Here is a 23,353-nt window from a genome sequence, read left to right on the forward strand (position 1 = left end):
CTTACCTCTCGAGGTTCTTGCCGATGAGGCGAATGAGGAAGAAGGCGACGATATTGGCGAGGATCACTGCAACAATACCGCCTGCAGATGCGCCGCCCACGTCGAACTGCAGAAGCGCCTGCGCATAGATCAGGTAGGTGATGTTCGTCGTCTGGATTCCCGGCCCGCCATTGGTCGTGACCAGAATCTCGGCAAAGACGCTGAGAAGGAAGATCGTCTGGATCAGAATTACGACCGTGATCGCGCGGGACATGTGCGGCAGCACCAGATAGAAGAAACGTGACAGCGCGCCCGCGCCATCCATTTCGGCCGCTTCGATCTGTTCGCCATCGAGCGACTGCAGGGCGGTCAAAAGGATCAGCGTCGCAAACGGCAGCCACTGCCAGGCGACGATGAGGATGATCGAGAACAGCGGCACCTCGGCGAACCAGTCGATCGGCTGGAAACCGAAGGATCGCGCGATCCATGCGAAGAGGCCGTTGACCGGGTGCATCAGCATGTTCTTCCACACCAGCGCAGACACAGTCGGCATGACAAAGAATGGCGCGATCACAAGAAGGCGGACAATACCCTGACCGAAGAACGGCTGATCAAGCACCAGCGCGAGGAGAGTGCCGCCGATCACGGTGATGAGCAGCGTGCCGCCCACCAGGACAAGCGTATTGCCAAGCGCGGTGAAGAAAGCGGGATCAGTCAGAAAGTACTGATAGTTGAGGAAGCCGACAAATTCCTCGGTTCCGGGCATCAGCAGATTGTAGCGCAGGAACGAGAAATACAGCGTCATGACGAGCGGCACGATCATCCAGAGAAACAAAAGGATGACAGCCGGTGACATCATGATACGGGCAGTAGCGCGTGTCTGAAGCGTGGCCATGGTCAGGTTCCAATGCGTTTGCCATTACGAGAATGCAAAGAGGCTCGGGCGGCCCACTGACATTTGCGTCAGCGAACCGTCCGAGGCCAGGAGGATCCTATTTGATATAGCCGCCCTTGGTCATTTCGCGGGTGGTGAGTTGCTGGGCGCTCTGCAGGGCCTGGTCGACCTTGACGGAGCCCGCAAGCGCTGCCGAGAACTGCTGACCGACGGCCGTACCGATACCCTGGAACTCGGGGATCGCCACGAACTGGCCGCCTGTATAGGGCACAGGCTTGACCGTCGGCTTGCTGGTATTGGCAGCGTTCATCGCGTCGAGCGTGATCTTGGCGAACGGTGCGGCCTTGTCATATTCCGGGTTGGCATAGAGCGACTTGCGCGTACCCGGAGGAACGTTGGCCCAGCCTTCCTTGCTGGCGACGAGTTCCGTATAGGCCTTGTCGGTTGCCCAAGAGACGAATTTCTGCGCGGCTTCCGCCTTCTGAGTGCCTGCGGGGATACCAAGGTTCCAGGCCCAGAGCCAATTGCCGTGATTGTCGGCGCCGGCATCACCGGTGGGGAAGAGCGCGTAGCCCACCTTATCGGCAACCTTGGAGTCCTTCGGGTTGGTCACAAAGGATGCAGCGACCGTCGCATCGATCCAGATACCGCACTTGCCGGTCTGGAACAGCGCGAGGTTTTCATTGAAGCCGTTCGAGGATGCTCCGGGAGGGCCGGCTTCCTTCATCAGATCGACGTAGAAGGTAAGCGCCTTCTTCCATTCCGGCTGGTCGAACTGGGGTTGCCACTTCTCGTCAAACCAGCGTGCGCCGTAGGAATTGGCCATGGCGGTCAGAAGCGCCATGTTTTCACCCCAGCCGGCCTTGCCGCGCAGGCAGATGCCATAGGTCTCGGTCGACTTGTCCGTCATCTTCTTCGCGGCTTCAGCGATCTGTTCCCAGGTTGGCTTTTCGGGTATCTTCACGCCGGCCTTTTCTGCAAGGTCCGTGCGGTACATGACCATGGCGCTCTCGCCATAGAACGGCGATGCGTAGAGCTTGCCGTCGACGGAGACGGCGTCCTTGATGGCCGGCAACAGGTCGTCCGCGTCGTAATCCTTGCCAAGACCATCAAGCGGCAGCAGCCATTTCTGCTTGGCCCAGATCGGCACTTCATAGGTACCAATCGTCAAGATGTCGTACTGGCCACCCTTGGTGGCGATGTCGGTCGTCACGCGCTGACGCAGCACGTTTTCCTCGAGCGTCACCCACTCGAGCTTGATGTCGGGATTCTTCTTGGAAAAGTCGTCGGTCAATTTTTGCATTCGGACCATGTCGCCATTGTTGACGGTAGCGATGGTCAGCGTGGTTTCCGCATGGGCGAAACTCGCCATGGCGAGCACCGACGCGGCCCCGAGCAGTAGCGTTCTCGTTAACATTTCATTCCTCCCGAATGTTTTGAGCAATTGCTAGCTTCTTGGGCAAATACTCACACAACCGCGAAGCAAGTCAAGCGCAATTCGTCGCTGCATTGCAGCATTCCGTACAACCCGCAGGTGTTTACTTGCTGGCGAGAAGCATTTCTGCCGTCTGCTCGTCGGTAATCAAGCCATTGATAAGTTTGCCTTTTATGGCAGCTGCAATTCCCTGCATCTTGCGTGAGCCCATAGCTGTTGCAATGACCATTGCGGTCTCGCAGGAGGGTATGGGCGCGCTGGCGACGCGGGCATTTGTAAGCCCGGCAATGGGGATGCCGTTGCGATCGAATGCGCGGCCGATGATCTCGCACACCGCCCCAGCCCGGCGCAACTCATCAAGTTCAGTGCGCGAAATAAAGCCGTCGACGAAAAGCGGGGCCTCATCGCCGAGATCGCCGATACCGAGGAAGGCAACATTGGCCGTGGCGGCAAGTTCAAGTACCGGACGTATCATTGCCTGCGCATGCAGGAGTTCACGCTCCTCCGGCGAAGAAGCAATGACCGGTAGCGGCATCGGGAAGGAGCGCGCCTTGATCTTGTCGGCGATGTTGAAAATAACGTTGTAATAAGCCGCCGATCCGTCCGGCGAAATATTGCCGGTCAATGACACCACCTTGTGTTGCGGGCATTCGATCGGCGAAAGCTGCTCGATTGCCGCCTTGAGCGTGCGGCCGGTGCCGATGCCGAGCACGATCGGGGCTTCCGTCCTTAGCCAGCGCGTCATTTCCGCCGCCGCGGCATCGGCGACACCGAGGGTCGTCGAGCTCGAGCCGGGATCGGTCGGCACCACCTCGGTCATCTTCAGCCCGAAGCGGTCGCGCAACTGCGCGGCCAAGTCGAGGCAGCGGGCGATCGGATGGTCGAGCCTTACCTTCACCAGCCCTTCCGAGATGGCGAGCGAAACCATGCGCTGCGCCGACTGGCGCGAAATGCCGAGCTTAGCGGCAATCTCATCCTGCGTATTGCCGGCAACATAATAGAGCCAGCCGGCGCGGGCCGCATCGTCGAGCCGCGTCGCTGTAAGTTCCGGCTTACTCATTATCTGCCCCGCCATTAAGCTCCTCGCGCTGCTCGTCGCTGGCTGGGGCTCGCCTATGCCCATCCGAATGGCCAAGGTCGCGCTCGGGCCAGACGATATTGCGCACACGCTGCTTCAGGATTTTTGCCTCCGGAAAGCCGCCGTCGCGCTTGCGCTCCCAGATCAGGTCACCATTGACATGGATTTCGAAAATCCCGCCCGTACCAGGAACGAGCGCTACCTCACCCAGATCGGCGCCAAATGTTGACAGGAGTTCTTGCGCCATCCAGGCGGAGCGGAGGAGCCAGCTGCACTGGGTGCAATAGTGAATGGTGATGCGCGGTTTTGAGCTCATGCCCTTTAGATATCACTTTCCGGACCTATTGGAAGAGAGGTGCGTGGATGCGAGGGATGCGATCACTCCTTCATACTTCCGACGCCTCCCGCGGCCAATCCCGCCTCTTTCGTCGCCCTCTCAGTTTTCTTTCCGTCATCCTCGGGTCGAGCCCGGGACGAAGGCGGAGAGGATTGTCGAACATGCAGTGGTCTCCTGCCAGCTCCTGACAGAAGGTTGTCAGGAGACCTGCGTTATATTGTTCCCTGAAAACGAGCCCAGCGGCGGGAGAAGCAATGATGGATACCAAGGTGGACACGATTGGCAGCGCCGCGGATTTCGATTTCCTCATCGGCGATTGGACCATACGCAATCAGCGCCTCAAGCAACGTTTTAAGGGCTCGGATGAGTGGGACGAATTTGTGGCGTCATCGAGCGTGCGCAAGATCCTGAATGATACCGGGAATATCGACGAGATGGATATTCCAGCCAAGGGCTTTGCCGGCCTAACGGTGCGCCTCTTCAACCCGCGCGACGGGTCGTGGTCGCTGCATTGGGCAGATAGTCGCGCGAACGTCATGTTTCCGCCGGTCATTGGCCATTTCGACGGGGGCAAGGGTGTCTTCTATGGCGACGACACGGATGATGCAATGCCGGTGCGTGTGCGCTTCCTGTGGACCCCCTCGCCCGAAAAGCCGCTATGGGCGCAGGCCTTTTCCAAGGATGGCGGCGAGACCTGGGAGACCAACTGGATGATGGAGTTTACAAGGCGTCCTTGACGCCGCGCGCCTCATGCCGGGACCCATTGACGCGGGCAGCATCCTCCCAAGCCTGTCTTGCATCAGGGACCCGGCTGGGGCGCAAAAATCAGCGGCGCGACATCTCGCGCGCGATGCGGGCGAAATCCGCCTGCTTGATGCCGATATCGGCGCGGTCGGCAGCGCTCATGCCCTGCAGCATGGCATAGGCCTCGCGATAGGCTCTGTCATTGGCGCGGCGGCTGCGGATGGCAAAATCAATCAGAAAGCTCATGGCCGGTTCCCTTATGGCTCAGTTTCAATAGCCATAGGGGTAAGCGCAGGGGTCATTATTGTGCAGTGCAATATCTGCATGGGTGGTATGTGATACAAGAGAACTGCCTGAGGACTCGCTTAGTTGGCCCCGAACTGCTCTTCCTGTTCTACCGTCAGCGGCTTGATGCCAGGCGTCGGTGGTTCGGGCTGGTCGTCGCCCTGTGCGATTGTTGTGGCTGGGCGCGGGGCGCGCGGCTGGATTGTGCTGCAACCGGCGAGCGCCGCGCTGCACAGGATCAGGGCAAGAAGCGAGAGAGTGGCTGGGCGCATCGTGGACATAGAGAGGGGGAGTTGAGAGCCGCAGCCCTCAACTATCGCTCATCTTCAGCGCCTGGATGAAGGCTTCCTGCGGAATCTCAACCTTGCCGAACTGGCGCATGCGCTTCTTGCCTTCCTTCTGCTTTTCCAGAAGCTTGCGCTTGCGCGTCACGTCGCCGCCATAGCACTTGGCCGTCACGTCCTTGCGTAGCGCCGATATGGTCTCGCGGGCGATAACCGTGCCGCCGATCGCCGCCTGGATCGGGATCTTGAACATGTGCTTGGGGATGAGGTCCTTCAGCTTCTCGCAAAGGTCGCGGCCGCGCTTTTCGGCAGCGCCGCGGTGCACCATCATCGACAATGCGTCGACAGGCTCGCCATTGACCAGCACCGACATCTTGACGAGGTTGCCCTCGCGATAGTCGGAGAGGTGGTAATCGAACGAGGCATAGCCCTTGGAGATCGATTTCAACCGGTCGTAGAAATCGAACACCACTTCATTGAGCGGCAGGTCATAGGTAACCATGGCGCGCTTGCCGACATAGTTGAGATCGATCTGGATGCCGCGCCGGTCCTGGCAGAGCTTGAGGATCGCGCCGAGATAGTCATCGGGCGTCAGGATCGTCGCGCGGATCCACGGCTCCTCGATGGAGGCGATCTTAATCACTTCCGGCATGTCGGCGGGATTGTGCAATTCGCGCTGCGTGCCGTCGGTCATGTTGAGCTTGTAGACGACGCTCGGCGCCGTGGCGATGAGGTCAAGATTGAACTCGCGCTCGAGCCGCTCCTGGATGATCTCAAGATGCAGAAGCCCGAGAAAGCCGCAGCGGAAGCCGAAGCCGAGCGCCGCCGAGCTTTCCATTTCGAAGGAGAACGAGGCGTCGTTGAGGCGTAGCTTGCCCATGGCAGCGCGCAAGTCCTCAAAATCCGCCGCATCGACCGGGAAGAGACCGCAGAAAACGACCGGCTGCGCGGGCTTGAAGCCCGGCAGGATCTCGGCGGTCGGGCGCTTGTCCTCGGTGATGGTATCGCCGACGCGGGTGTCGGCGACTTCCTTGATCGAGGCGGTGATAAAGCCGAATTCGCCCGGGCCCAGTTCATCGACAGCCAGCATCTTCGGCGTGAAGACGCCGGTGCGCTCCACCGGGTACTTGGCGTCGGTGCCCATCATGCGGATGGTCTGGCCCTTCTTGAGCACGCCGTCGATGATGCGCACGAGCACGATGACGCCGAGATAGGCGTCGTACCAGCTGTCGACCAGCATCGCCTTCAGCGGCTTGTTGCGGTCGCCCTCACGTGGCGGCGGCAGCTGGTTGACGATGGCTTCAAGCACATCGGGAATTCCGAGGCCGGTCTTGGCGGAGATCAGCACCGCCTGGCTCGCATCGATGCCGATGACCTCCTCGACCTGCTCGCGGATGCGCTCCGGCTCGGCGGCAGGAAGGTCGACCTTGTTGAGGACCACGACGATCTCGTGGTTGTTGTCGATGGCCTGGTAGACATTGGCGAGCGTCTGCGCCTCGACGCCCTGGCTGGCGTCGACGACGAGCAGCGAGCCTTCGCAGGCCGAGAGCGAGCGCGACACCTCATAGGCGAAATCGACGTGGCCGGGCGTGTCGATGAGGTTGAGGACATAGTCCTCGCCGTTCTTCGCCTTGTAGTTGAGGCGGACAGTCTGCGCCTTGATGGTAATGCCGCGTTCGCGCTCGATATCCATCGAGTCGAGCACCTGCTCCTTCATGTCGCGCAGGTCGAGCCCCCCGGTCGATTGGATCAGGCGGTCGGCGAGGGTGGATTTGCCATGGTCGATATGCGCGACGATGGAGAAATTGCGGATGTGGTCGAGTGGTGTGGTCATGAGCGCCACATAGAGCATTTCCGGCAGATTTGGAAGGGCGCGAGCGCATGGCGCCAAGGATCGCTGCGGATAATTTTACCCGGGTATATTGACCGAGGTATTTTACCCGGGTAAAAGCCGTCATAACACAAGGAAATCGACATGGAAGATGAAACACAGACAGTGACGGCCTTCGAAGGCACTCAGAAAATTGCGAGCGGCACCCCCGCCGAAGTGGCGCTGAACGTTAAAAAACGGGGCGGCGCTGACGGCACGATCCTCATTTTCGAGGACGCGAGCGGGAGGCAGGTAGATTTCGACCTGTCGGGCACGGAGGCGGACATCGCCGCGCGGCTCGTCCCAGCCGCACAGCGCCGGCCGGGGCGGCCGAAGCTTGGCGTCACAGCCCGTGAAGTAACGCTGTTGCCGCGGCAATGGGAATGGCTCGCCCGCCAACCGGGTGGCGCATCCGTTACGCTGCGCAAGCTCGTCGATGCCGCGCGGAGTGCCACGGCGGGGCGCGAGCGCAAGCGGCAGGCACAGGAGGCGGCCGACCGCTTCATGCTGGCGATGGCCGGTGACCTTCCGCATTATGAGGAGGTCGCCCGGGCGCTCTATGCCGGTAACTACCAGCGCTTCACCGAACTGACCGAGGGCTGGCCGGCAGACGTGCGCGACCATGCCCGGAGGTTAAGCGAGCCGGCCTTCGACTGGCCGGACGGGCCAGCATAACCGCAATCTCTCGGCCCGCTCATCTCCTTGCGCTTACTATGCGAGTTGGCACGGAACTTGCGTTACTTTTTGTGTAGGCTTGTGAGCCGGCTCCTAGATTCGTTCGAGGCCGTCGTGCCGGAAATATTGATTTTTTATGAATTTTCAAAGCGATCGGCCGCATTGGCTTCCAATCGCCGTACCAGGAGTATTCAAAGTATGATCCCATTTTTAAAATCTATGGCACGCCAAGCATGCACATTCGGCGTGCTTCTTGCTGCTTTAGCGGGCTGCAACAACGGCAATGGTGACCTCCAGCTGCCACCAGAGTCGACATTCTCCCAATCGGCATCAGCAACGAACACCCCCGCTGATCAAGGAAAACCTTTGTCGAACGAGACGACCGTCACCACAAATAAAGACACCGTATTGTCCCCGGACAAGCCCCCCGAAGAGTGGGTTTTGCCAACAGAACCAGTTACCGGCACGGTTACAGCAGTGGCAGGAACAGCCGTTACTCCGGAGCCGGGCGATGGTCTGGCGAAACCAGCCGACCCGCTTAGCATATTCAATCATGTGACGCCACCAGGTGCGCCGCCGGCGCCGACGCGCCAGATCCCGGCGGTCCCGACCGTTCCTGTCACCGAGCCCGCTTCCCTGCCGACCACCACGCTGGCGTCGAGCGTTCTGCGCCTCGGTCGTTTCGTGGAGACCGCGCCCGATATGGGCGGCGCTGAATTCGACGCATCGGACGCGCTCGAATACGATCTGGGAAAGCTGCTCGCCTCGACCGGCGGTGATGTTTCCAGTTTCAGCGACGACAAACTCGCGCTCCTGGATATTAAAGGGTGGGTCCGCTATCCGATCTCGAAGAAAGATTCGCCGGCTAAGGCGCGCTATCCGGTGGTCGTCATGATGCATGGCCAGCATTCCTGGATTGAACCGAACTATCAAGGCTACGACTACCTCGCAGCCGACCTCGCAACGCATGGCTACATCGTGTTGTCGATCGACGCCAACATGGTCAACGGCTCTCCGGGGGGCGATGCGAGCGGCCAGGCACGCGGTCAACTGGTCCTTGGCACGCTCGACCGGCTGCGCCAGATCGACCTGAATGGGCAAATAGAGAATGACGGCAAGACCGGGCTCCTCGACCCGCTCAAGGGCAAATTCGACTTCAAACGTGTTGGCATCATGGGCCACTCGCGCGGCGGCCAGGGTATTGCCAGTGCGTTGAAATTCAATATGACGCGCAGAAACGTTTCAGCCGAAAACCTCCTGGCGGCAGTCAAGGCGCGCGCTCTTGAATTCAAGTCGTACCCTGACCTTATATCGGGCGTTCCGGCTCCGCTTAAGTACTCGGACGTCGCGCGGATGAAGGGGATTCCCGAAGATATTCTTGCAAGAATGCTGCCGAAAACGCTCACCGCTGCGCAGCTGGAAGAGTTCGCAGTTACGACCCTCGGCTACACGCCTGAGTCCGCCCCGTCATTTCGGGCCGCGATGGTCAAATACAGAATCTTCGCTCCAGCAGGCAGTGAGACGACGCCGCCCTACATTTTCCGCGGCGCATTCCTGCTAGCTCCGACGGACTTCGATGGCAATCTTGGCATCACCAATGTGCCCCTCGCGACTTTGCTGCCGACCTGTAATGGCGACATGGTCAATCTCGAAGGCGCCCGAACCTTCGATCACGACCGTTTCGCAAATGAATACGACACCGCGCCGCGCTACCAAATCCTCGTCAGAAGCGCCAACCACAACTATTACAACGAGATCTGGGTTGCCGACGACTACCGCGAGGTAGAAAACTTCAGCCCCGACGCGTATTGCAGCGCGGACCGGGTTGATACGCCCCGGCTTACCGCGGACGACCAGCGCCGTGGCGGTTTGTTTTTGATCAACTCCTTCATGCGCTACCAGGTCGGCGGCGAGCAGAAGTTTGCCTCCTATTGGAACGGACAGGCAGCACTCCCAGCCGCGGCATGCCCGACAAAAACCGAGGGATGCGATGAACGCGTGTCGCTCTCCATTCAGAATGACAGCGGCCGCCGCAGCCTCATCCAGACCTTCGCGGCGAGCGACAGCCTTTCGACTAATCTTCTCGGCGGCTCGTTCCAGACTGCCGGCTTCGACGCGGTGGCGCGTTGCGATATGCCGTACGGGTATAGCGAGACTGCCGGTTCATGTTCGCCGGATAGACTGCCGGATTTCGAATACACCGGCTACCGAACTGGCGGCAAGGGCCTGCTCTCCATCGCCGACCATGCGGAGTTGATCTGGACCAAAGCCAACGCCAGCGTGACCGCGGATCTGAAGGGCATGTCGGGCGTGGCCTTTGACAGTTTGACATTCCGCATCGCGGTCGTCCGTCCGTTCAGCCAGGAAGTGCTGGTCACGCTGACCGATAGCGCCGGCAAGAGCGCCACGCTCACCGCCAGCCATTATAGCGACGCGCTCTACAACGGCGTGCGCCCGCGCGACGGCAAGGTGCCGATGGTCGATGACCCACGCGACATGGCCTTCAATAATGGCGAACTGCGTGTCCTCATGAACATGGTGGCGATCCCGCTCGACAATGTCGAAGGCATCGATGTTAAGAGCCTGAAGGAATTGAAGCTCACCTTCCCGAAAGAGGCTGGGAAGGTTGCGCTCACCGACATCCAGCTGCAAAGCCTCGGACGACCTAAAACGGCGGAACTAGCTTCGCAATAACAAAGGCTCCCCGCTCCGGCGAGCAGCGATCCACTAACCAAAAACCCGGCTTCAGACGACTTGAAGCCGGGTTTTTTCATTCGACGTGGCGGCCTCTCAGACGCCGATCTTGCCGCCGCCCTTTTTGGTGATGGCGACGACCGCCGGACGCACTGGCATGTCATCCTTGAAATCGGGCCAGCGCGTCGACAGATCCTCATAGTAGGAGGGCCGGCCAAATTCTTTCCAATCCTCGCCGCCATCGCCCGGGTGCTGGACGGCGACCATCATTGTCGCCATGTCGGGCAGCATCAGCGGGCCGCACATTTCAGCGCCGACAGGAACGCGGAAGAACAGTTTCGACGTGGCGCGCGCGCCACCTTCCGTGTCAACGGCCCAGAGGCCGTCGGTGCGCCCGGTCTCCTTCGGCGAGTTGCCGTCCGTCGACACCCACAGCCGGCCATCCGCGTCGACCGCGCAATTGTCGGGCATGCCGAACCAACCATTCTTGGTCGTATCGGTCGAGAACGAGGCGCCCACATCGGCCACGGACGGGTCGCCGCATTTCAAAAGGATTTCCCATTTGCCCTTGGTGGCGGAAAAATTGCCATCATCCTCGGCAATCTCGATGATATGGCCAAAGGCGTTCTTGGCCCGCGGATTGGCGGCGTCGACCTGGTCATCCTTGCGCTTGGTGTTGTTGGTCAGCATGACATAGACCTTGCCGTTGACGCCGTTCGGGCCGATGTCTTCGGGGCGGTCCATCTTTGTGGCTCCAAGCAGGTCGCCGGCACGCCGGGTTTCGATCAAAACGTCGGCCTGGCTGTGAAAACCATTGGCTTCGGTCAGCGGCCCTTCGCCAAAGACGATCGGTAGCCAGGCGACGGTTCCTTCCGTGCCAAACTTGGCGACGTAGAGCGTGCCTTCGTCGAGAAGATCGAGATTGGCGGCGCGATCATCTGGATTGAACTTGTCCTTGGTCACGAACTTGTAGACATAATCGAAGCGCTCATCATCGCCGAGATAGAAGACGACCCGCCCGTCGTTGGCGACGATCGAATCGGCGCCCTCATGCTTGAACCTTCCGAGCGCCGTTCGCTTCTTGGGAATGGAATTGGGATCGTTCACGTCGATTTCCACTACCCAGCCAAAGCGGTTGGCCTCGTTTGGGTCCTTGGAGAGATCGAAGCGGTCATGGAACTTGCCCCAGTCATAGGCACCCTCAGGAATGCCCATGCGCTTGTAATTGCCGGCCTCCTTGCTGCCTTCGGGCAGCGTGCCGAGAAAATAGCCATGGATATTCTCTTCGCCGGAGACATAGGTCCCCCAAGGCGTAACCCCACCCGAGCAATTGTTGACCATGCCGAACACCTTCGTTCCCGACGGGTCGGCATTGGTCTTGACGCGGTCATGCCCGGCTGCGGGACCCGAAAGCTGCATTTCAGTGTTCGCGGTGATGCGCCGGTTGAGCTTGCCGTCCTTCACCACCTGCCACTTGCCGTCAACCTTCCTGATTTCCACGACGGAGCCGCCATGCGCCGCCATCTCGATATCGACACGCTTCTGGTCGGCTGGCGCAACTTCGATCTTGCCCTCGACGACCTTTACGATACCTGGAAACATCAGGTGCTCGTTGGTATATTCATGGTTGACCACGAGCAGGCCGTGCTCCGAAGAGCCGTCTATCGGTATGTAACCGACATAATCGTTATTGTAGCCGAATTGCTTCGCCTGGGCTTCGGGGCTCTGGTTCGCGGGATCGAATTCCGGGGAATCCGCAAACAGGCCATCGCCCCAACGCAGCAGCACATCCGCATCGTAGCCAGGGGCAACGTGGTGATGCTGGTCGATACCGACCTCGACTTCCTCGAAGACGAACGCCGATTTCGCCTCGGCGCGAGCGTCGTCCGCTAGCATCAGCGCCATCGGGCTGACGGTTGCGGCGATCGCCGAGACGGCGAGCGATCCCTTCAAAAAGCCGCGCCGCGAGAAACGCGCGGCGATGATCTCGCCCATGGTCGGATTGTCGGTCGGGTTGTGACCCGGGCCGGCATTATCCTCAAGCTGACTGGTGCGAAACGGTTGAGACTGGTCGTTCATGGCGCTCACCTCTGGCTATATGGCTTGGGGATGGAACCGAAGCCTAGCGCCCTCTTGTGACGATCAAGTAACAACCGGTCTACGCCACGGTCTTTTGCACCAGGGTCAGGCCGCGGCGATCAGACCGCTATAGATGTCAAGATCGACATTGCCCCCAGAAAGCACGACGACGACCGTCTTCCCCTCTATGTCGACCTCGCCGCTCGCGAGCGCTGCGAACGCGACGCAGCCGCCGGGTTCGACGATGAGCTTCAGATAATTGGCTGCATCGCGCATGGCCGTTCGCACGGCGCTGTCCGGCACGGCGATGGCTCCCGCGAGATTGTGTTTGTTGATGGGAAAGGTGAGCTCGCCCGGCTGCGGCGTCAGGATGGCGTCGCAGATCGAACGATGCCCCGCCTCGTTGGCCACCCGTTCGCCGGCAATGAGCGATCGGCGCAGATCATCGAAATTCTCCGGCTCCGCGCCCCAGATGCGTGTCCCGGGTGAACCCGCCTTTACCGCAACGGAGATGCCGCTGATAAGTCCGCCGCCGCCGGTCGGCACGAAAAGATCATCGATCTCGAGCCCACGCTCCTTCGCCTCGGACACAAGTTCGAGGCCAATCGTACCCTGCCCCGCCATGATCGAGGGATCATCGTAAGGTGGCACAAGGATCATGCCCCGGTCTTCGATAAACGGCGTGGCAACCTCTTCGCGGCTCTGGTTGTAGCGGTCGTAGAGAACCACTTCCGCACCATAGGACCGCGTATTGGCGATCTTGGTCTGCGGTGCGTCGCTTGGCATGATGATGACCGCGTCGATGCCGAAGAGCCGCGCGGAACTTGCAACACCTTGCGCATGGTTGCCGGATGAATAGGCGATGATGCCCCGTCCGCGATCCGCTTCGGTGAACTGGCTGATGCGATTATAGGCGCCGCGGAACTTGAATGACCCTGTGCGCTGCAGGCATTCCGGCTTGAAGAGGACCCGCGCCCTGTATTTGGCGTTCAGGGCTTCCGATTCGACCAGGCGCGTTGACGCAAGCTGACCCCGAAGCCGACCAGCGGCTGCCTCCACATCGGCTATACCAACGGCAAAACCCTGACTGTCCATGCGGCCCTCGCTTACAATTGATGGCAATGCGAATTCATAGCACTGCGACCGGTCCACGGCATCCAAATCATTGTCATCATTGTAGCCGTCAAGGTCAGGATTGATGAGCGAAATCTCTCAGTCCGAATAAGTTTCGGCGCGGTGGACGAGAAACGCCGGGAGTTCGGCAATGGAGCCGAAAATGGCGTCGCTCAGCGGACCGAGATCGTCGAGCGTGCTATTGCCTGAGAGCACCCCGATGGCGAGGCCCGCACCCGCTGCGTGGGCCATCTCGAGATCGTGCGCATTGTCACCGACCATGGCGATGGCAGCGGGTGCGATGCCGGTTCGCTCGGCAAAAAGCTGCAACTGGTCAGCGTGGGGCTTGGCGCGTACCACCGAATCGTAACCGATGATGACGGTGAACAACGCGGTCAGGCCCAACGCCTCGGCGGTCGCCCGTGCCCCCGCCTCGGAGTCGTTGGTGGCGATGCCAAGCACGTAACCTTGCGTTGCCAGCGCATCCAGCGTTTCGCGCAGGCCATCGATGCCGACGGCACGGCGGGACCCTTCGGTCACGGCGTAATCGTCATAGGCGCGTATGCGCTCTCGCTTCTCCTCCAGCGTCAATTCGGGATGCCAAAGGTCGACAATGTCATGGATGGTTCCGGCCGCCACAACCGAGCCGCCGCGGAATTTTTCCATCTCCCAATCGTATCCGCCCGCCTCAACAAGGTTACGCGCCTTTGCCTCGTCGCCTTCAGCCGCCTGGCGGGCAATTTCCATGGTGATGCCAAACCAGGTGCGGTTGAAATCGACGAGCGTGCCATCCTTGTCGAACAGAATGCCACGAATCTGCGATGAGCGGGCCGTGGGCATCATGCCTCCAGAGAGCCGGGACGCGCCGTTTCGGAGCGTTTGGAGCCCAGCAGTTTCATGAGGTCGTCGCCGCGGCGGGTATAGCGGTGGCTGCGGCGCGTGAGAATGCGTCCCGCCTGCGGAGCGGTCAGGGTGATGTCGCCGCGCGGATCGCCAGGAACAGTGACGACCGTCACAAGCTCTTGCCCCTGTTCCACCTCGGCGCCGATATCGACATGGAAAAGGATCATGCCGCCCTGTGGCGCCCGGATCATTTCGACGTTTTCGAGCGGCGTCACAGGACCGTTGAAATCGACGTTGAGCTTGACGGTCGCATCAATGACGACGCCGCGATGCACGAGGAAGCGGTAGAGACCCTCTGCATCCGACCTGCCAGTTTCAACGCCGACATCGGCAAGACCCCGAAACTCAACGGTCGTCACTGCCCGGCGATTTACATTGCGCTCGGCTTCCGCCAACTGAATGACAGGATGGGCGCAAGCTTCCTCAAAGGCAGCGTCGGCCGTGTTCTCCCAGGAAAGGATGGCCGTCGATCCAAGCGCTGAGGCAAGGTCGTACATCTCCGGAAGGAACGCCTGATGGATATAGAGGTAACTTTTGCTTTCGTCGTCGCAGTGCAGATCGAGGACGATTTCATGCGGCAGGGCGAGGCGCAGAAGCTGCGCCTTCAACCGCTCCACAAGCGATTTTGGCGCCTCAACTTCAGGAAGGCCCGACGTGTCGAAGCTTTCGAGCAAGGGAAACGAACGGTTGAAGTTCACACTCGAAAAGTATTCAAAGCGGCCAAGATGCTGGTGCGCCAGCCATTGGGCCGAGCCGACCGGATTGGCTTGGGGAACGACCGTAATATTGCCGGCAACGCGCCCTTCCCGTTCAGCTTTCTCGAGCATCGGAATGAGAAAATGCAAGGCGGCCTGGCCTGGGAGCTCTGAGCCGTGCAATGACGACTGGAGGTAGGCGGTGACGGCTTTTTCGTCCTTGCCCTCAAAGCGTAGGACGCGCAACTCGATGCTGTTGCCCGGCACGTCGCCGGCCAGCGTGATCATTTCCGTTTTCATTCTGCTCTTCCCGATTATTTCTCGTATGAATTGTAGTCTCTAGGCTTATTTGCCCCGCCGCTTGCGCAGGTGCGCGACAAGACCTTGCGTGGAAGCGTCCTTGTCATTTGCCGTTTCCTCCCCCGACACCACGGGCAGCAATTCCGTCGCAAGTTCCTTGCCGAGTTCGACCCCCCACTGATCGAAGGCATTGATGCCGAAGACCTGTGCCTCGACGAAAACGCGGTGTTCATAGAGCGCAATCAGACGGCCGAGCGTATAGGGATCGAGCTTGTCGTGCACAATGGTAATCGAAGGCCGGTTGCCAGTGAACACCCGGTGCGGCGCCAGGCGCGTGACCTCGGATTTCGACATATTCTTTGCAGCAAGCTGTGCGGCCGCCTCTTCGAGTGTACGGCCCTTCATCAGAGCTTCGGACTGGGCAAGGCAGTTCGCCAGCAGCATCTCGTGCTGGTTATCGAGGTGAGGTTCGTGCCCCTTGGCTGCCACGATGAATTCGACCGGGATCGTGTCGGTCCCCTGGTGCAAAAGCTGGAAGAAGGCATGCTGACCGTTGGTGCCGGGCTCGCCCCAGACGACTGGCCCCGTCGGGCCGGCGACGGGCTTGCCGTCAACCGTGACCCCCTTGCCATTCGACTCCATGTCAAGCTGCTGCAAATAGGCCGGAAGGCGCGCGAGGCGCTGGTCGTATGGAATCACCGCACGGCTGGTGTAACCGGAAATTGCACGATGCCAGTAGCCGATAAGGCCCAGCATAATCGGCAGGTTCTTGTTCAAGGGCGCCTTGCGAAAATGTTCATCCATTGCATGGGCGCCATCGAGGAAACGGCCGAAATCATCCGGCCCGATGGCGATCATCAGCGGCAGGCCGATCGCCGACCAGATGGAATAGCGACCGCCAACCCAATCCCAGAATCCGAAGATGCGATCAGCTGGAATGCCGAAGGCATCGACCTTGTCGAGTGCCGTAGATACCGCGGCAAAATGCTGCCCGACGGCCTTTTCGCCTAGCGCGTCGGCGATCCATTTGCGCGCCGCCCTGGCATTGGTCATGGTTTCGATGGTGGTGAAGGTTTTCGATGCGATGATGATCAACGTCGTTGCCGGATCAAGCTTGGCGAGCGTATCGGCAATATGGGCACCATCGACATTGGAAACGAAATGTGCGCGTGGACCATCATGATAGGGCGAGAGCGCCAGCGTCGCCATGGCGGGGCCGAGATCCGACCCGCCGATGCCTATATTGACGATGTCGGTGATCGGCTTGCCGTTAGAGCCCTTTATCGCACCGGACCGCAAGCCATTGGCAAAGGCCGCCATGCGATCGAGAACCTCGTTGACGCCAGGCATGACATCCTGACCATCGACCTTGATGGGCTTGCCCGAACGATTGCGCAGCGCGGTATGCAGCACGGCACGGCCTTCAGTATTGTTAATTGGTTTGCCGGCAAACATCGCGTCCCGACGCTCTTCGACTTTCGCCGCCTTGGCGACATCGGCGAGCAGGGCGAGCGTTTCGTCGTTGACCAGGCATTTCGACCAATCGAGCAAAAGATCGTCCAGCGCGAGTGAATAGCGGGAAAAGCGCTTGGGATCCTTGGCAAAGGCGGCGCGCATATTTTTTGGCGCCGCCTTTTTCCAGTGATCCTTGAGAGCCTTCACCGAACGCTTGACATCGCTCGCTTGATCTGACGCCATTTCTGTCTCCTGCAATAGTGCTTTTTTGCCGTCGGCAAACTGCCACTGTAACGCTTTGAATTCAATTCATCGAAGGGAGAATCTCGCGCTTTCTCTTCTGCCGGGAGATTGTCCGCGCAATTGCGGGAAAACTGCGGCACCTGACGCTTCATTTTCACCGAGAAACATTCTAGCCTTCGCCACAGGAGGAACCCGACCATGGATTTGACTGGAGAGGAACGAATCGTCGCGTCGCGCGACGCCGTATGGAAAGCGCTGAACGACCCGGAGATCCTAAAGGCCTGTATTCCGGGATGCGAAAGCCTTGAAAAGATCTCGGATACGGAGCTTGCAGCTGTTGTCGGCGTCAAGATGGGGCCGGTCAAGGCGCGCTTCAAAGGCAGGGTCGAACTCTCCAATCTCAATCCGCCCCAATCCTATACGATCTCCGGCGAAGGCACTGGCGGCATCGCCGGCTTCGCGAAAGGCGGAGCGGACGTCACCCTTACTGATGAGGGAGGGGAGACGGTGCTTGCCTATGTCGTCAATGCCGATGTCGGCGGCAAGATCGCCCAGCTCGGCAGCCGCCTCATATCATCAACCTCGAAAAAGCTCGCCACGCAATTCTTCGAGAACTTCAACGCCGCCGTTAGCGGCAGCTAATCGCGTATCCTGTCGCATTTTCCATAGGCCGTGACGGAAAGCCGTTTGGGTTTAGGGGATCGAAGCCGGGTATCTTTCCCGAATACGTTTTCGCATTCGGGCAAGGCATTCATGCGTTCCTTTGACTTCATCATCGTCGGCTCCGGATCTGCCGGTTCAGTGGTTGCCAATCGCCTCTCGGAAAATGGGCGCTACTCCGTTCTCGTGCTCGAGGCCGGAGGATCGGACCGGCGATTTTTCGTGGCTATGCCGCTGGGCTATGGCAAGACGTTCTACGACAAATCCGTCAACTGGATGTACCGCGCGGAACCCGACCCGGGCCTTGCCGGCAATGCCGATTACTGGCCGCGCGGCAAGGTGCTCGGTGGCTCGAGTTCGATCAACGCCATGGTCTACGTGCGTGGCGCCCGCGAGGATTTCGACGAATGGCGTGATCGGGGTAATCCGGGCTGGAGTGCATCGGACCTGTGGCCCGTCTTTCAGGCACTGGAGGATCATGACGGGCCCCCGGATAGTCTTGGTCGCGGCGGTCCGCTGCACGTCAGCGACTGCTCGAAACAATTTCATCCACTTGCCAACAAGCTGATCATCGCCGCCCAGGAGGCGGGCCTTGCCTTTAATCCCGATTTCAATGGCGTGACCCAGGAGGGTGTCGGCGCGTTTCAGCTGACGACGAAGGGCGGGCGGCGCATGTCGGCAGCGCGAGCCTTCCTGCGCCCGGCAATGAAACGCTCCAACGTGACGGTTCTGACCGGCGCCATGGTGACCCGCATCCTCTTCGATGGCAAACGCGCCACAGGCGTCGAATTCACCCGTGATGGCGGTAGCGAGACGGTTAAGGCGGATCGCGAGGTAATCCTCTCAGGAGGGTCGGTGAACACGCCACAACTGCTTGAAATTTCGGGCATTGGCGATCCTGCGCGGCTTTCGCGGCTCGGCATCGGCGTCGTTCACGCCAATCGCCAGGTGGGAGAAAACCTGCAGGACCATCTCGGCATAAACTATACCTACCGCGCCAATATTCCCTCGCTCAACCAGGTGCTGCGGCCCTGGTGGGGCAAGGCAATCGCCGGGATCGAATATCTGCTTCTGCGAACCGGCCCATTGTCGATCAGCATGAACCAGGGCGGCGGCTTCTTCCGCACCGATCCGTCACGCCCGCGCGCCAACATGCAGCTTTATTTCCAGGCCTTCTCGACCATTGTGCCAAAGACCGGTGAACGGCCAATCCTGACGCCCGATCCCTGGCCGGGCTTTTCAATCGGGCTGTCGAATTGCCGGCCGACAAGCACGGGATCGATCCATATTCGCTCCGCCGATCCGATGGAGCAGCCGCAGATCGTTCCGAACGCGTTCTCGACCGATCACGATGTCGCCGAAATGCTGGACGCAGTCAAATTCCTGCGCAAGGTGGCCGCAACGCCGACCATGTCGAAGCTGATCGTCGAGGAATTGCTGCCCGGACCGGCCTGCCGGAGCGACGACGAACTGATTGCCGATTTCCGCAAGCGCAGCGGCACAGTCTATCATCCGGTTTCGACCTGTCGTATGGGACCCGATCCGGCACAATCGGTCGTTGATCCGCGCCTCAAGGTCCATGGTATCGAGGGCCTGCGGGTGATCGACTGCTCGATCTTCCCGAATATCATCTCCGGTAATACAAATGCAGCAGCGATGATGGTGGGAGCAAAGGGCGCAGCACTGGTGCTGGAGGATTGGGAGGCGAGCCACGCGCGTTGACCGCCAAGCCCTGACATTGGCGCGAACGGTTGCTATCCATACCTCGCTTCAAGCAGATCGATATCGCGCACCATCTTCGTCGCCACGGCCGTCTCGAGACGCCGCGCCCGCACCAGCCGATAAATTTCTTTGCGCTCGGCCTTTAGTGCCGTCGTGAACAATACCTTCTCGACTTCGTCAGTTTGCGCTGTCTGCTCGCGCTCCTCGCCGAGACGCATCCGGCCATCGATACGCTTGGGTAGAGCTCCATGATCTGCGTTGCCACGTCCGCATAGAGGTCGGCATCCGGGCGACCTGCAGCGAGGTCGTGTTGCGCCCGCTCCACCGCCATGATCGCTGCCTCGGCGGCAGCGATTCGCGCATAATCCTCTTCTTTGCGGTGCGATGCTTCGACAGGAACCTCGATGTTGCGAAGAAGCCTCGGTAGGGCAATACTGGCCACGACGAGGGAAAGAATGATGACGCCCGCCGCCAGGAATATGACGAGATCGCGTGCCGGAAACAGACTTCCATCGGTCAGGAAAAGCGGCAGGGTCAGGATGCCGGCAAGCGTGATAGCGCCGCGAACGCCGGCGACCGACATGGTTGCAACGAGCCGCCAGCTCGGACGCACGACGATCTTTTCCTGACCCGTGGAGCGAGAAAGAGCGATGCGCCACGAAGCCCAGACCCAGGCGAAGCGCAGCCCCCAAGCGCTGCGGTAATGACCACCACATAGACCACGAGCCACCAGGGCGACGAGCGGCCGGCAGCTATATTTTCAACGGCGCCGGAAAAGATTCCGGGAAGCTGTTCCCCGAGCAGAACGAAGATCGCGCCATTGGCGGCAAACTGCACCGTATCCCACACCGCCGTACGCCGAACGCGCGTGACGGCTAGAGCCTGGCCCGTGATCTCGGCGTAGCTCATCGTTATGCCGGCTGCGACAGCAGCAAGGATGCCTGACGCATGGACGTGCTCGGCAAGGAGATAGGCGCCGAAGGGAATAAGCAGGCTCATCTGTGAGCCGCTTTCTTCGCCAAGATGCCGCGTCAGGAACGCCTTGCCCCTTGTCACCCCGAGCGTGAGGCCGACACCGATGGCGACACCGCCGATGGCCAGCCACAGGAAGGTGAAGAACGCATCCGAGAGTGAAAACGCCCCGGTTAGCATCGCAGCGACGGCAAATCGCATGCAGACGAGCCCGGACGCATCGTTCAAAAGCGATTCCCCTTCAAGGATATGCATCATGCGCGACGGGATTGGCACACGCGCCGCGATGCCTGATACGGCGATGGGATCGGTGGGAGAAACGATTGCCGCGAGCGCAAAGGCGACCGGAAGCGGGACGGTCGGAATCATCCAGTGGATGAGATAGCCAAGACCAACCACAGTAAAGATAACGAGGCCAAGCGCCATCTCAAGAATGATGCCCTGTCGCGGAAACAGCCCTTCCTTCGGAATGCGCCAGCCGTCGAGGAAGAGAAGCGGCGGCAGAAAGAGCAGAAAGAAAATATCGGGATCGAGTTCGAAGCGAATTGTCGTTACCGAAGCAATAAGCGCGCCAAGCCCGATCTGCACCAATGGCAAGGGGACCGGGAGAGGCAAAGCGCGGACAACGGAATCACTGACCACGACTGCCAGAAGCATCAACAGGATGACGGTTATGTTTTCCACAGTTGATCCCGTTTCTTTCCGGTGTTTGGGGTACATCTGCTTTGTCGAGACGAACCTTGGCAACTTTGTGCCCGGATTTCATCAAATCGATGAATTGCCAAATTTGGCAAAAAAGCTCGCCCAACGATTTTTACGTTTACGTCAATGTAAATACTTGCCAGCGCGACGCCTCTCGCAATAGATAGCAGAGTTGGGTAGCATCGAACGAGGTGGGGAGACCGCGTTTGGGTTTGGGAACAAGCAGGGAGGTTAGTGTGGCGAAAGAGACAACACCGGCAAGGGCAGCGAAGAGCAAATCCGCTCCGTCGGCAGGAAGCGAGGGAGCAAAGCCTGCTCAAGCTACCGCGAAAAAGACCTCCGGATCTGCCGCAAAATCTGTTGCCAACGGTGTGGCCAAGCCAGTAAGCAAGCCATCAGAAAAGACGCCACCCGCGCCTCTCCCGACGAAGAGCAAGACGGTGGCAAAATCGCGCGCCACCGCCAAGAAACCGGCAAAGCCCGCCACTGATAGGCCTACGCCAACGCCCAAACCGCTGCAGCAGGTTGCTCCACAGCCTTCCGCGCCCGCGACCGCCCAGCCGACTCCAAAATTCTGGGTCAGCAATTATCCGGACGGCGTCCCCGCCGAGGTTACCTCGCAGTATGAATCCGTTGCCGATCTCTTTTCCCGCGTCTTCAAGGATTACGCCAACGAGCCGGCCTTCAACTGCATGGGCGCGAGCATCACCTATGCGCAGCTTAAGGACTATTCCCGCGCGCTTGGCGCGTGGTTTCAGTCCCGTGGGCTCGAAAAAGGCGATCGCATCGCCGTGATGATGCCGAACATACTGCAATACCCGATCACCATCGCTGCTATTCTTCGCGCGGGCTACACGGTGGTCAATGTCAATCCGCTCTATACGCCGCGTGAGCTTGAGCATCAGCTGAAGGATAGTGGCGCCAAGGCCATCGTCATTCTCGAAAATTTCGCGGCAACGCTGCAGAAGGTCATCACCAAGACCCCCGTCCAGCATGTGATGGTCGCCGCCATGGGCGATATGATGGGCCTCAAGGGCCATCTGGTTAATCTCGTCGTCCGGCGGGTGAAGAAGATGGTTCCCGCCTGGTCGCTGCCCGGACACGTACCGTTCAAGACGGTACTGGCAAAGGGCGCCGCCCAAAGCCTGAAGCATGTCGACGTCAAGGGAACGGATATTGCCTTCCTGCAGTACACTGGCGGTACCACAGGCATATCGAAGGGCGCGATCCTGACCCACAGCAATATCGTCGCCAACGTCGCTCAGATGGAGGTCTGGTGTGATGTTGCCTATCGCCTCAAGGGCAAGCCGAAGGACCTTACCTTCATGTGCGCCTTGCCGCTTTATCATATCTTCGCTTTGACGGTGAATGCGATGATGGGCATGGAACACGGTGCGGTGAATGTGCTCATTCCCAATCCCCGTGACATACCGGGGTTCGTGAAAGAACTGCAGAAGCACAAGATGCATATCTTCCCCGGCCTCAATACCCTCTTCAATGGGTTGCTCAACAATGAGGATTTCCGCAAGCTCGACTTTTCCGGCCTGATCCTTTCGCTCGGCGGCGGCATGGCCGTGCAGAAGCCGGTCGCCGACCGCTGGAAAGAAGTAACGGGGTGCCTGATCACCGAAGGCTACGGCCTTTCGGAAACCTCGCCGGTCGCTTCGGCAAACAGGCTCGACGCCACCGAGTTTTCTGGGACGATCGGCCTTCCCCTTCCCTCGACCGACATCTCCATTCGCAATGATGACGGCAAGGAGCTCGCGCTACACGAGGTCGGCGAGATTTGCATTCGCGGCCCGCAGGTAATGGCCGGTTACTGGAACCGGCCCGACGAGACCGCAAACGTCATGACTGCCGATGGCTTTTTCCGTTCCGGCGACATGGGCTACATGGACGAGCGCGGCTATACCAAGATCGTCGACCGCAAGAAGGATATGATTCTGGTGTCGGGATTCAACGTCTATCCGAACGAAATCGAGGAAGTGGCGATGGAGCATCCTGGCATCCGCGAGGCGGCCGCCATCGGCATTCCCAACGAGCATTCAGGCGAAAGCGTCAAGCTATTCATCGTACGCAAGGATCCAGCCCTCACCGAAGAAGCAGTCCGAGCCTTCTGCGCCGAGCGGTTGACCAACTACAAGCGCCCGCGCTCCGTCGAATTCCGCGACGAGTTGCCGAAAAGCAATGTCGGCAAGATCCTGCGCCGGGAACTGCGCAGCTAGTTGTTCTC

General features: G+C 59.8%; 18 protein-coding genes and 1 pseudogene. 6 read left to right on the forward strand and 13 right to left on the reverse strand.

Annotated elements, in window-relative coordinates; translation table 11 throughout:
• Window position 1: 1 nt before the first annotated feature.
• The 4 genes from AAAB35_RS03270 to AAAB35_RS03285 form a co-directional block, all read right to left on the reverse strand.
• Window positions 2–874, reverse strand: coding sequence for a sugar ABC transporter permease (locus AAAB35_RS03270; RefSeq protein WP_340666800.1), 873 nt, complete (start codon window positions 872–874; stop codon window positions 2–4).
• 97 nt (window positions 875–971) lie between these two features.
• Complete coding sequence (locus tag AAAB35_RS03275; RefSeq protein WP_340666801.1) at window positions 972–2,291, reverse strand: sugar ABC transporter substrate-binding protein; 1,320 nt, start codon at window positions 2,289–2,291, stop codon at window positions 972–974.
• 121 nt (window positions 2,292–2,412) lie between these two features.
• Window positions 2,413–3,372 carry a sugar-binding transcriptional regulator gene (locus AAAB35_RS03280; protein WP_340666843.1) on the reverse strand — a complete coding sequence of 320 codons (960 nt, stop codon included), beginning with the start codon at window positions 3,370–3,372 and terminating at the stop codon, window positions 2,413–2,415.
• Window positions 3,362–3,703 (reverse strand): SelT/SelW/SelH family protein, encoded by a 342-nt coding sequence (locus AAAB35_RS03285; RefSeq protein ID WP_340666802.1) that lies wholly within the window; start codon window positions 3,701–3,703, stop codon window positions 3,362–3,364. The genes AAAB35_RS03280 and AAAB35_RS03285 overlap by 11 nt, the downstream gene beginning before the upstream one ends.
• A 275-nt stretch (window positions 3,704–3,978) precedes the next feature.
• On the opposite strand from AAAB35_RS03285, the gene AAAB35_RS03290 reads away from it, so the two are divergent.
• Window positions 3,979–4,461 carry a hypothetical protein gene (locus tag AAAB35_RS03290; RefSeq protein WP_340666803.1) on the forward strand — a complete coding sequence of 161 codons (483 nt, stop codon included), beginning with the start codon at window positions 3,979–3,981 and terminating at the stop codon, window positions 4,459–4,461.
• Between the two features lie 88 nt (window positions 4,462–4,549).
• Here AAAB35_RS03290 and AAAB35_RS03295 read toward each other — a convergent pair whose 3' ends face one another.
• From AAAB35_RS03295 to lepA, 3 genes are all read right to left on the reverse strand, one after another.
• The gene (locus AAAB35_RS03295) at window positions 4,550–4,714 is read right to left on the reverse strand and encodes a hypothetical protein (protein ID WP_340666804.1); all 165 of its coding nucleotides are present in this window, start codon (window positions 4,712–4,714) and stop codon (window positions 4,550–4,552) included.
• Window positions 4,715–4,833: 119 nt separating this feature from the next.
• On the reverse strand, window positions 4,834–5,025 hold the full coding sequence (locus AAAB35_RS03300; protein ID WP_340666805.1) for a hypothetical protein: 192 nt from the start codon (window positions 5,023–5,025) through the stop codon (window positions 4,834–4,836).
• 37 nt (window positions 5,026–5,062) lie between these two features.
• Window positions 5,063–6,871 (reverse strand): translation elongation factor 4, encoded by a 1,809-nt coding sequence (gene lepA, locus AAAB35_RS03305; RefSeq protein ID WP_340666806.1) that lies wholly within the window; start codon window positions 6,869–6,871, stop codon window positions 5,063–5,065.
• 141 nt (window positions 6,872–7,012) lie between these two features.
• Here lepA and AAAB35_RS03310 point away from each other — a divergent pair, with 141 nt between their 5' ends.
• Together AAAB35_RS03310 and AAAB35_RS03315 are read left to right on the forward strand one after the other, a co-directional pair.
• Window positions 7,013–7,582 carry a DUF2239 family protein gene (locus AAAB35_RS03310; RefSeq protein WP_340666807.1) on the forward strand — a complete coding sequence of 190 codons (570 nt, stop codon included), beginning with the start codon at window positions 7,013–7,015 and terminating at the stop codon, window positions 7,580–7,582.
• Window positions 7,583–7,948: 366 nt separating this feature from the next.
• On the forward strand, window positions 7,949–10,276 hold the full coding sequence (locus AAAB35_RS03315; RefSeq protein WP_340666808.1) for a hypothetical protein: 2,328 nt from the start codon (window positions 7,949–7,951) through the stop codon (window positions 10,274–10,276).
• A gap of 96 nt (window positions 10,277–10,372) precedes the next feature.
• On the opposite strand, the gene AAAB35_RS03320 is transcribed toward AAAB35_RS03315, so the two are convergent.
• The 5 genes from AAAB35_RS03320 to pgi all read right to left on the reverse strand — a co-directional run bounded on the left by AAAB35_RS03320 (window position 10,373) and on the right by pgi (window position 17,064).
• Window positions 10,373–12,355 (reverse strand): PhoX family phosphatase, encoded by a 1,983-nt coding sequence (locus AAAB35_RS03320; protein WP_340666809.1) that lies wholly within the window; start codon window positions 12,353–12,355, stop codon window positions 10,373–10,375.
• Window positions 12,356–12,460: 105 nt separating this feature from the next.
• The gene (locus tag AAAB35_RS03325; protein WP_340666810.1) at window positions 12,461–13,450 is read right to left on the reverse strand and encodes a threonine/serine dehydratase; all 990 of its coding nucleotides are present in this window, start codon (window positions 13,448–13,450) and stop codon (window positions 12,461–12,463) included.
• A gap of 117 nt (window positions 13,451–13,567) precedes the next feature.
• Window positions 13,568–14,308 (reverse strand): HAD family hydrolase, encoded by a 741-nt coding sequence (locus tag AAAB35_RS03330; RefSeq protein ID WP_340666844.1) that lies wholly within the window; start codon window positions 14,306–14,308, stop codon window positions 13,568–13,570.
• Window positions 14,308–15,366 (reverse strand): succinylglutamate desuccinylase/aspartoacylase family protein, encoded by a 1,059-nt coding sequence (locus tag AAAB35_RS03335; protein ID WP_340666811.1) that lies wholly within the window; start codon window positions 15,364–15,366, stop codon window positions 14,308–14,310. The genes AAAB35_RS03330 and AAAB35_RS03335 overlap by 1 nt, the downstream gene beginning before the upstream one ends.
• Window positions 15,367–15,411: 45 nt before the next feature.
• Entirely contained in the window at window positions 15,412–17,064 is a 1,653-nt protein-coding gene (gene pgi / locus AAAB35_RS03340) for a glucose-6-phosphate isomerase (RefSeq protein ID WP_340666812.1), read from the reverse strand.
• 198 nt (window positions 17,065–17,262) lie between these two features.
• On the opposite strand from pgi, the gene AAAB35_RS03345 reads away from it, so the two are divergent.
• On the forward strand, window positions 17,263–17,706 hold the full coding sequence (locus AAAB35_RS03345; RefSeq protein WP_340666813.1) for a carbon monoxide dehydrogenase subunit G: 444 nt from the start codon (window positions 17,263–17,265) through the stop codon (window positions 17,704–17,706).
• 111 nt (window positions 17,707–17,817) lie between these two features.
• Window positions 17,818–19,446, forward strand: coding sequence for a GMC family oxidoreductase N-terminal domain-containing protein (locus AAAB35_RS03350; protein WP_340666814.1), 1,629 nt, complete (start codon window positions 17,818–17,820; stop codon window positions 19,444–19,446).
• Between the two features lie 32 nt (window positions 19,447–19,478).
• On the opposite strand, the pseudogene AAAB35_RS03355 reads toward AAAB35_RS03350, so the two are convergent.
• Window positions 19,479–21,102 (reverse strand): annotated as a pseudogene (locus AAAB35_RS03355) (Na+/H+ antiporter).
• Window positions 21,103–21,635: 533 nt separating this feature from the next.
• Here AAAB35_RS03355 and AAAB35_RS03360 point away from each other — a divergent pair.
• Window positions 21,636–23,345, forward strand: a complete 1,710-nt coding sequence (locus tag AAAB35_RS03360) for a long-chain-fatty-acid--CoA ligase (protein ID WP_340666845.1) — start codon at window positions 21,636–21,638, stop codon at window positions 23,343–23,345.
• Window positions 23,346–23,353 lie beyond the last annotated feature (8 nt).

Origin of the sequence: Phyllobacterium sp. (assembly GCF_037994425.1) — a bacterium.
GTDB lineage: Bacteria > Pseudomonadota > Alphaproteobacteria > Rhizobiales > Rhizobiaceae > Phyllobacterium.

Bases quoted from the DNA above. Each gene is read 5' to 3' on its own strand.
- AAAB35_RS03270 (WP_340666800.1), bottom strand. From the start codon at position 874: ATGGCCACGCTTCAGACACGCGCTACTGCCCGTATCATGATGTCACCG.
- AAAB35_RS03275 (WP_340666801.1), bottom strand. From the start codon at position 2,291: ATGTTAACGAGAACGCTACTGCTCGGGGCCGCGTCGGTGCTCGCCATG.
- AAAB35_RS03285 (WP_340666802.1), bottom strand. From the start codon at position 3,703: ATGAGCTCAAAACCGCGCATCACCATTCACTATTGCACCCAGTGCAGC.
- AAAB35_RS03290 (WP_340666803.1), top strand. From the start codon at position 3,979: ATGATGGATACCAAGGTGGACACGATTGGCAGCGCCGCGGATTTCGAT.
- AAAB35_RS03295 (WP_340666804.1), bottom strand. From the start codon at position 4,714: ATGAGCTTTCTGATTGATTTTGCCATCCGCAGCCGCCGCGCCAATGAC.
- AAAB35_RS03300 (WP_340666805.1), bottom strand. From the start codon at position 5,025: ATGCGCCCAGCCACTCTCTCGCTTCTTGCCCTGATCCTGTGCAGCGCG.
- lepA (WP_340666806.1), bottom strand. From the start codon at position 6,871: ATGACCACACCACTCGACCACATCCGCAATTTCTCCATCGTCGCGCAT.
- AAAB35_RS03310 (WP_340666807.1), top strand. From the start codon at position 7,013: ATGGAAGATGAAACACAGACAGTGACGGCCTTCGAAGGCACTCAGAAA.
- AAAB35_RS03320 (WP_340666809.1), bottom strand. From the start codon at position 12,355: ATGAACGACCAGTCTCAACCGTTTCGCACCAGTCAGCTTGAGGATAAT.
- AAAB35_RS03325 (WP_340666810.1), bottom strand. From the start codon at position 13,450: ATGGACAGTCAGGGTTTTGCCGTTGGTATAGCCGATGTGGAGGCAGCC.
- AAAB35_RS03330 (WP_340666844.1), bottom strand. From the start codon at position 14,308: ATGCCCACGGCCCGCTCATCGCAGATTCGTGGCATTCTGTTCGACAAG.
- AAAB35_RS03335 (WP_340666811.1), bottom strand. From the start codon at position 15,366: ATGAAAACGGAAATGATCACGCTGGCCGGCGACGTGCCGGGCAACAGC.
- pgi (WP_340666812.1), bottom strand. From the start codon at position 17,064: ATGGCGTCAGATCAAGCGAGCGATGTCAAGCGTTCGGTGAAGGCTCTC.
- AAAB35_RS03345 (WP_340666813.1), top strand. From the start codon at position 17,263: ATGGATTTGACTGGAGAGGAACGAATCGTCGCGTCGCGCGACGCCGTA.
- AAAB35_RS03350 (WP_340666814.1), top strand. From the start codon at position 17,818: ATGCGTTCCTTTGACTTCATCATCGTCGGCTCCGGATCTGCCGGTTCA.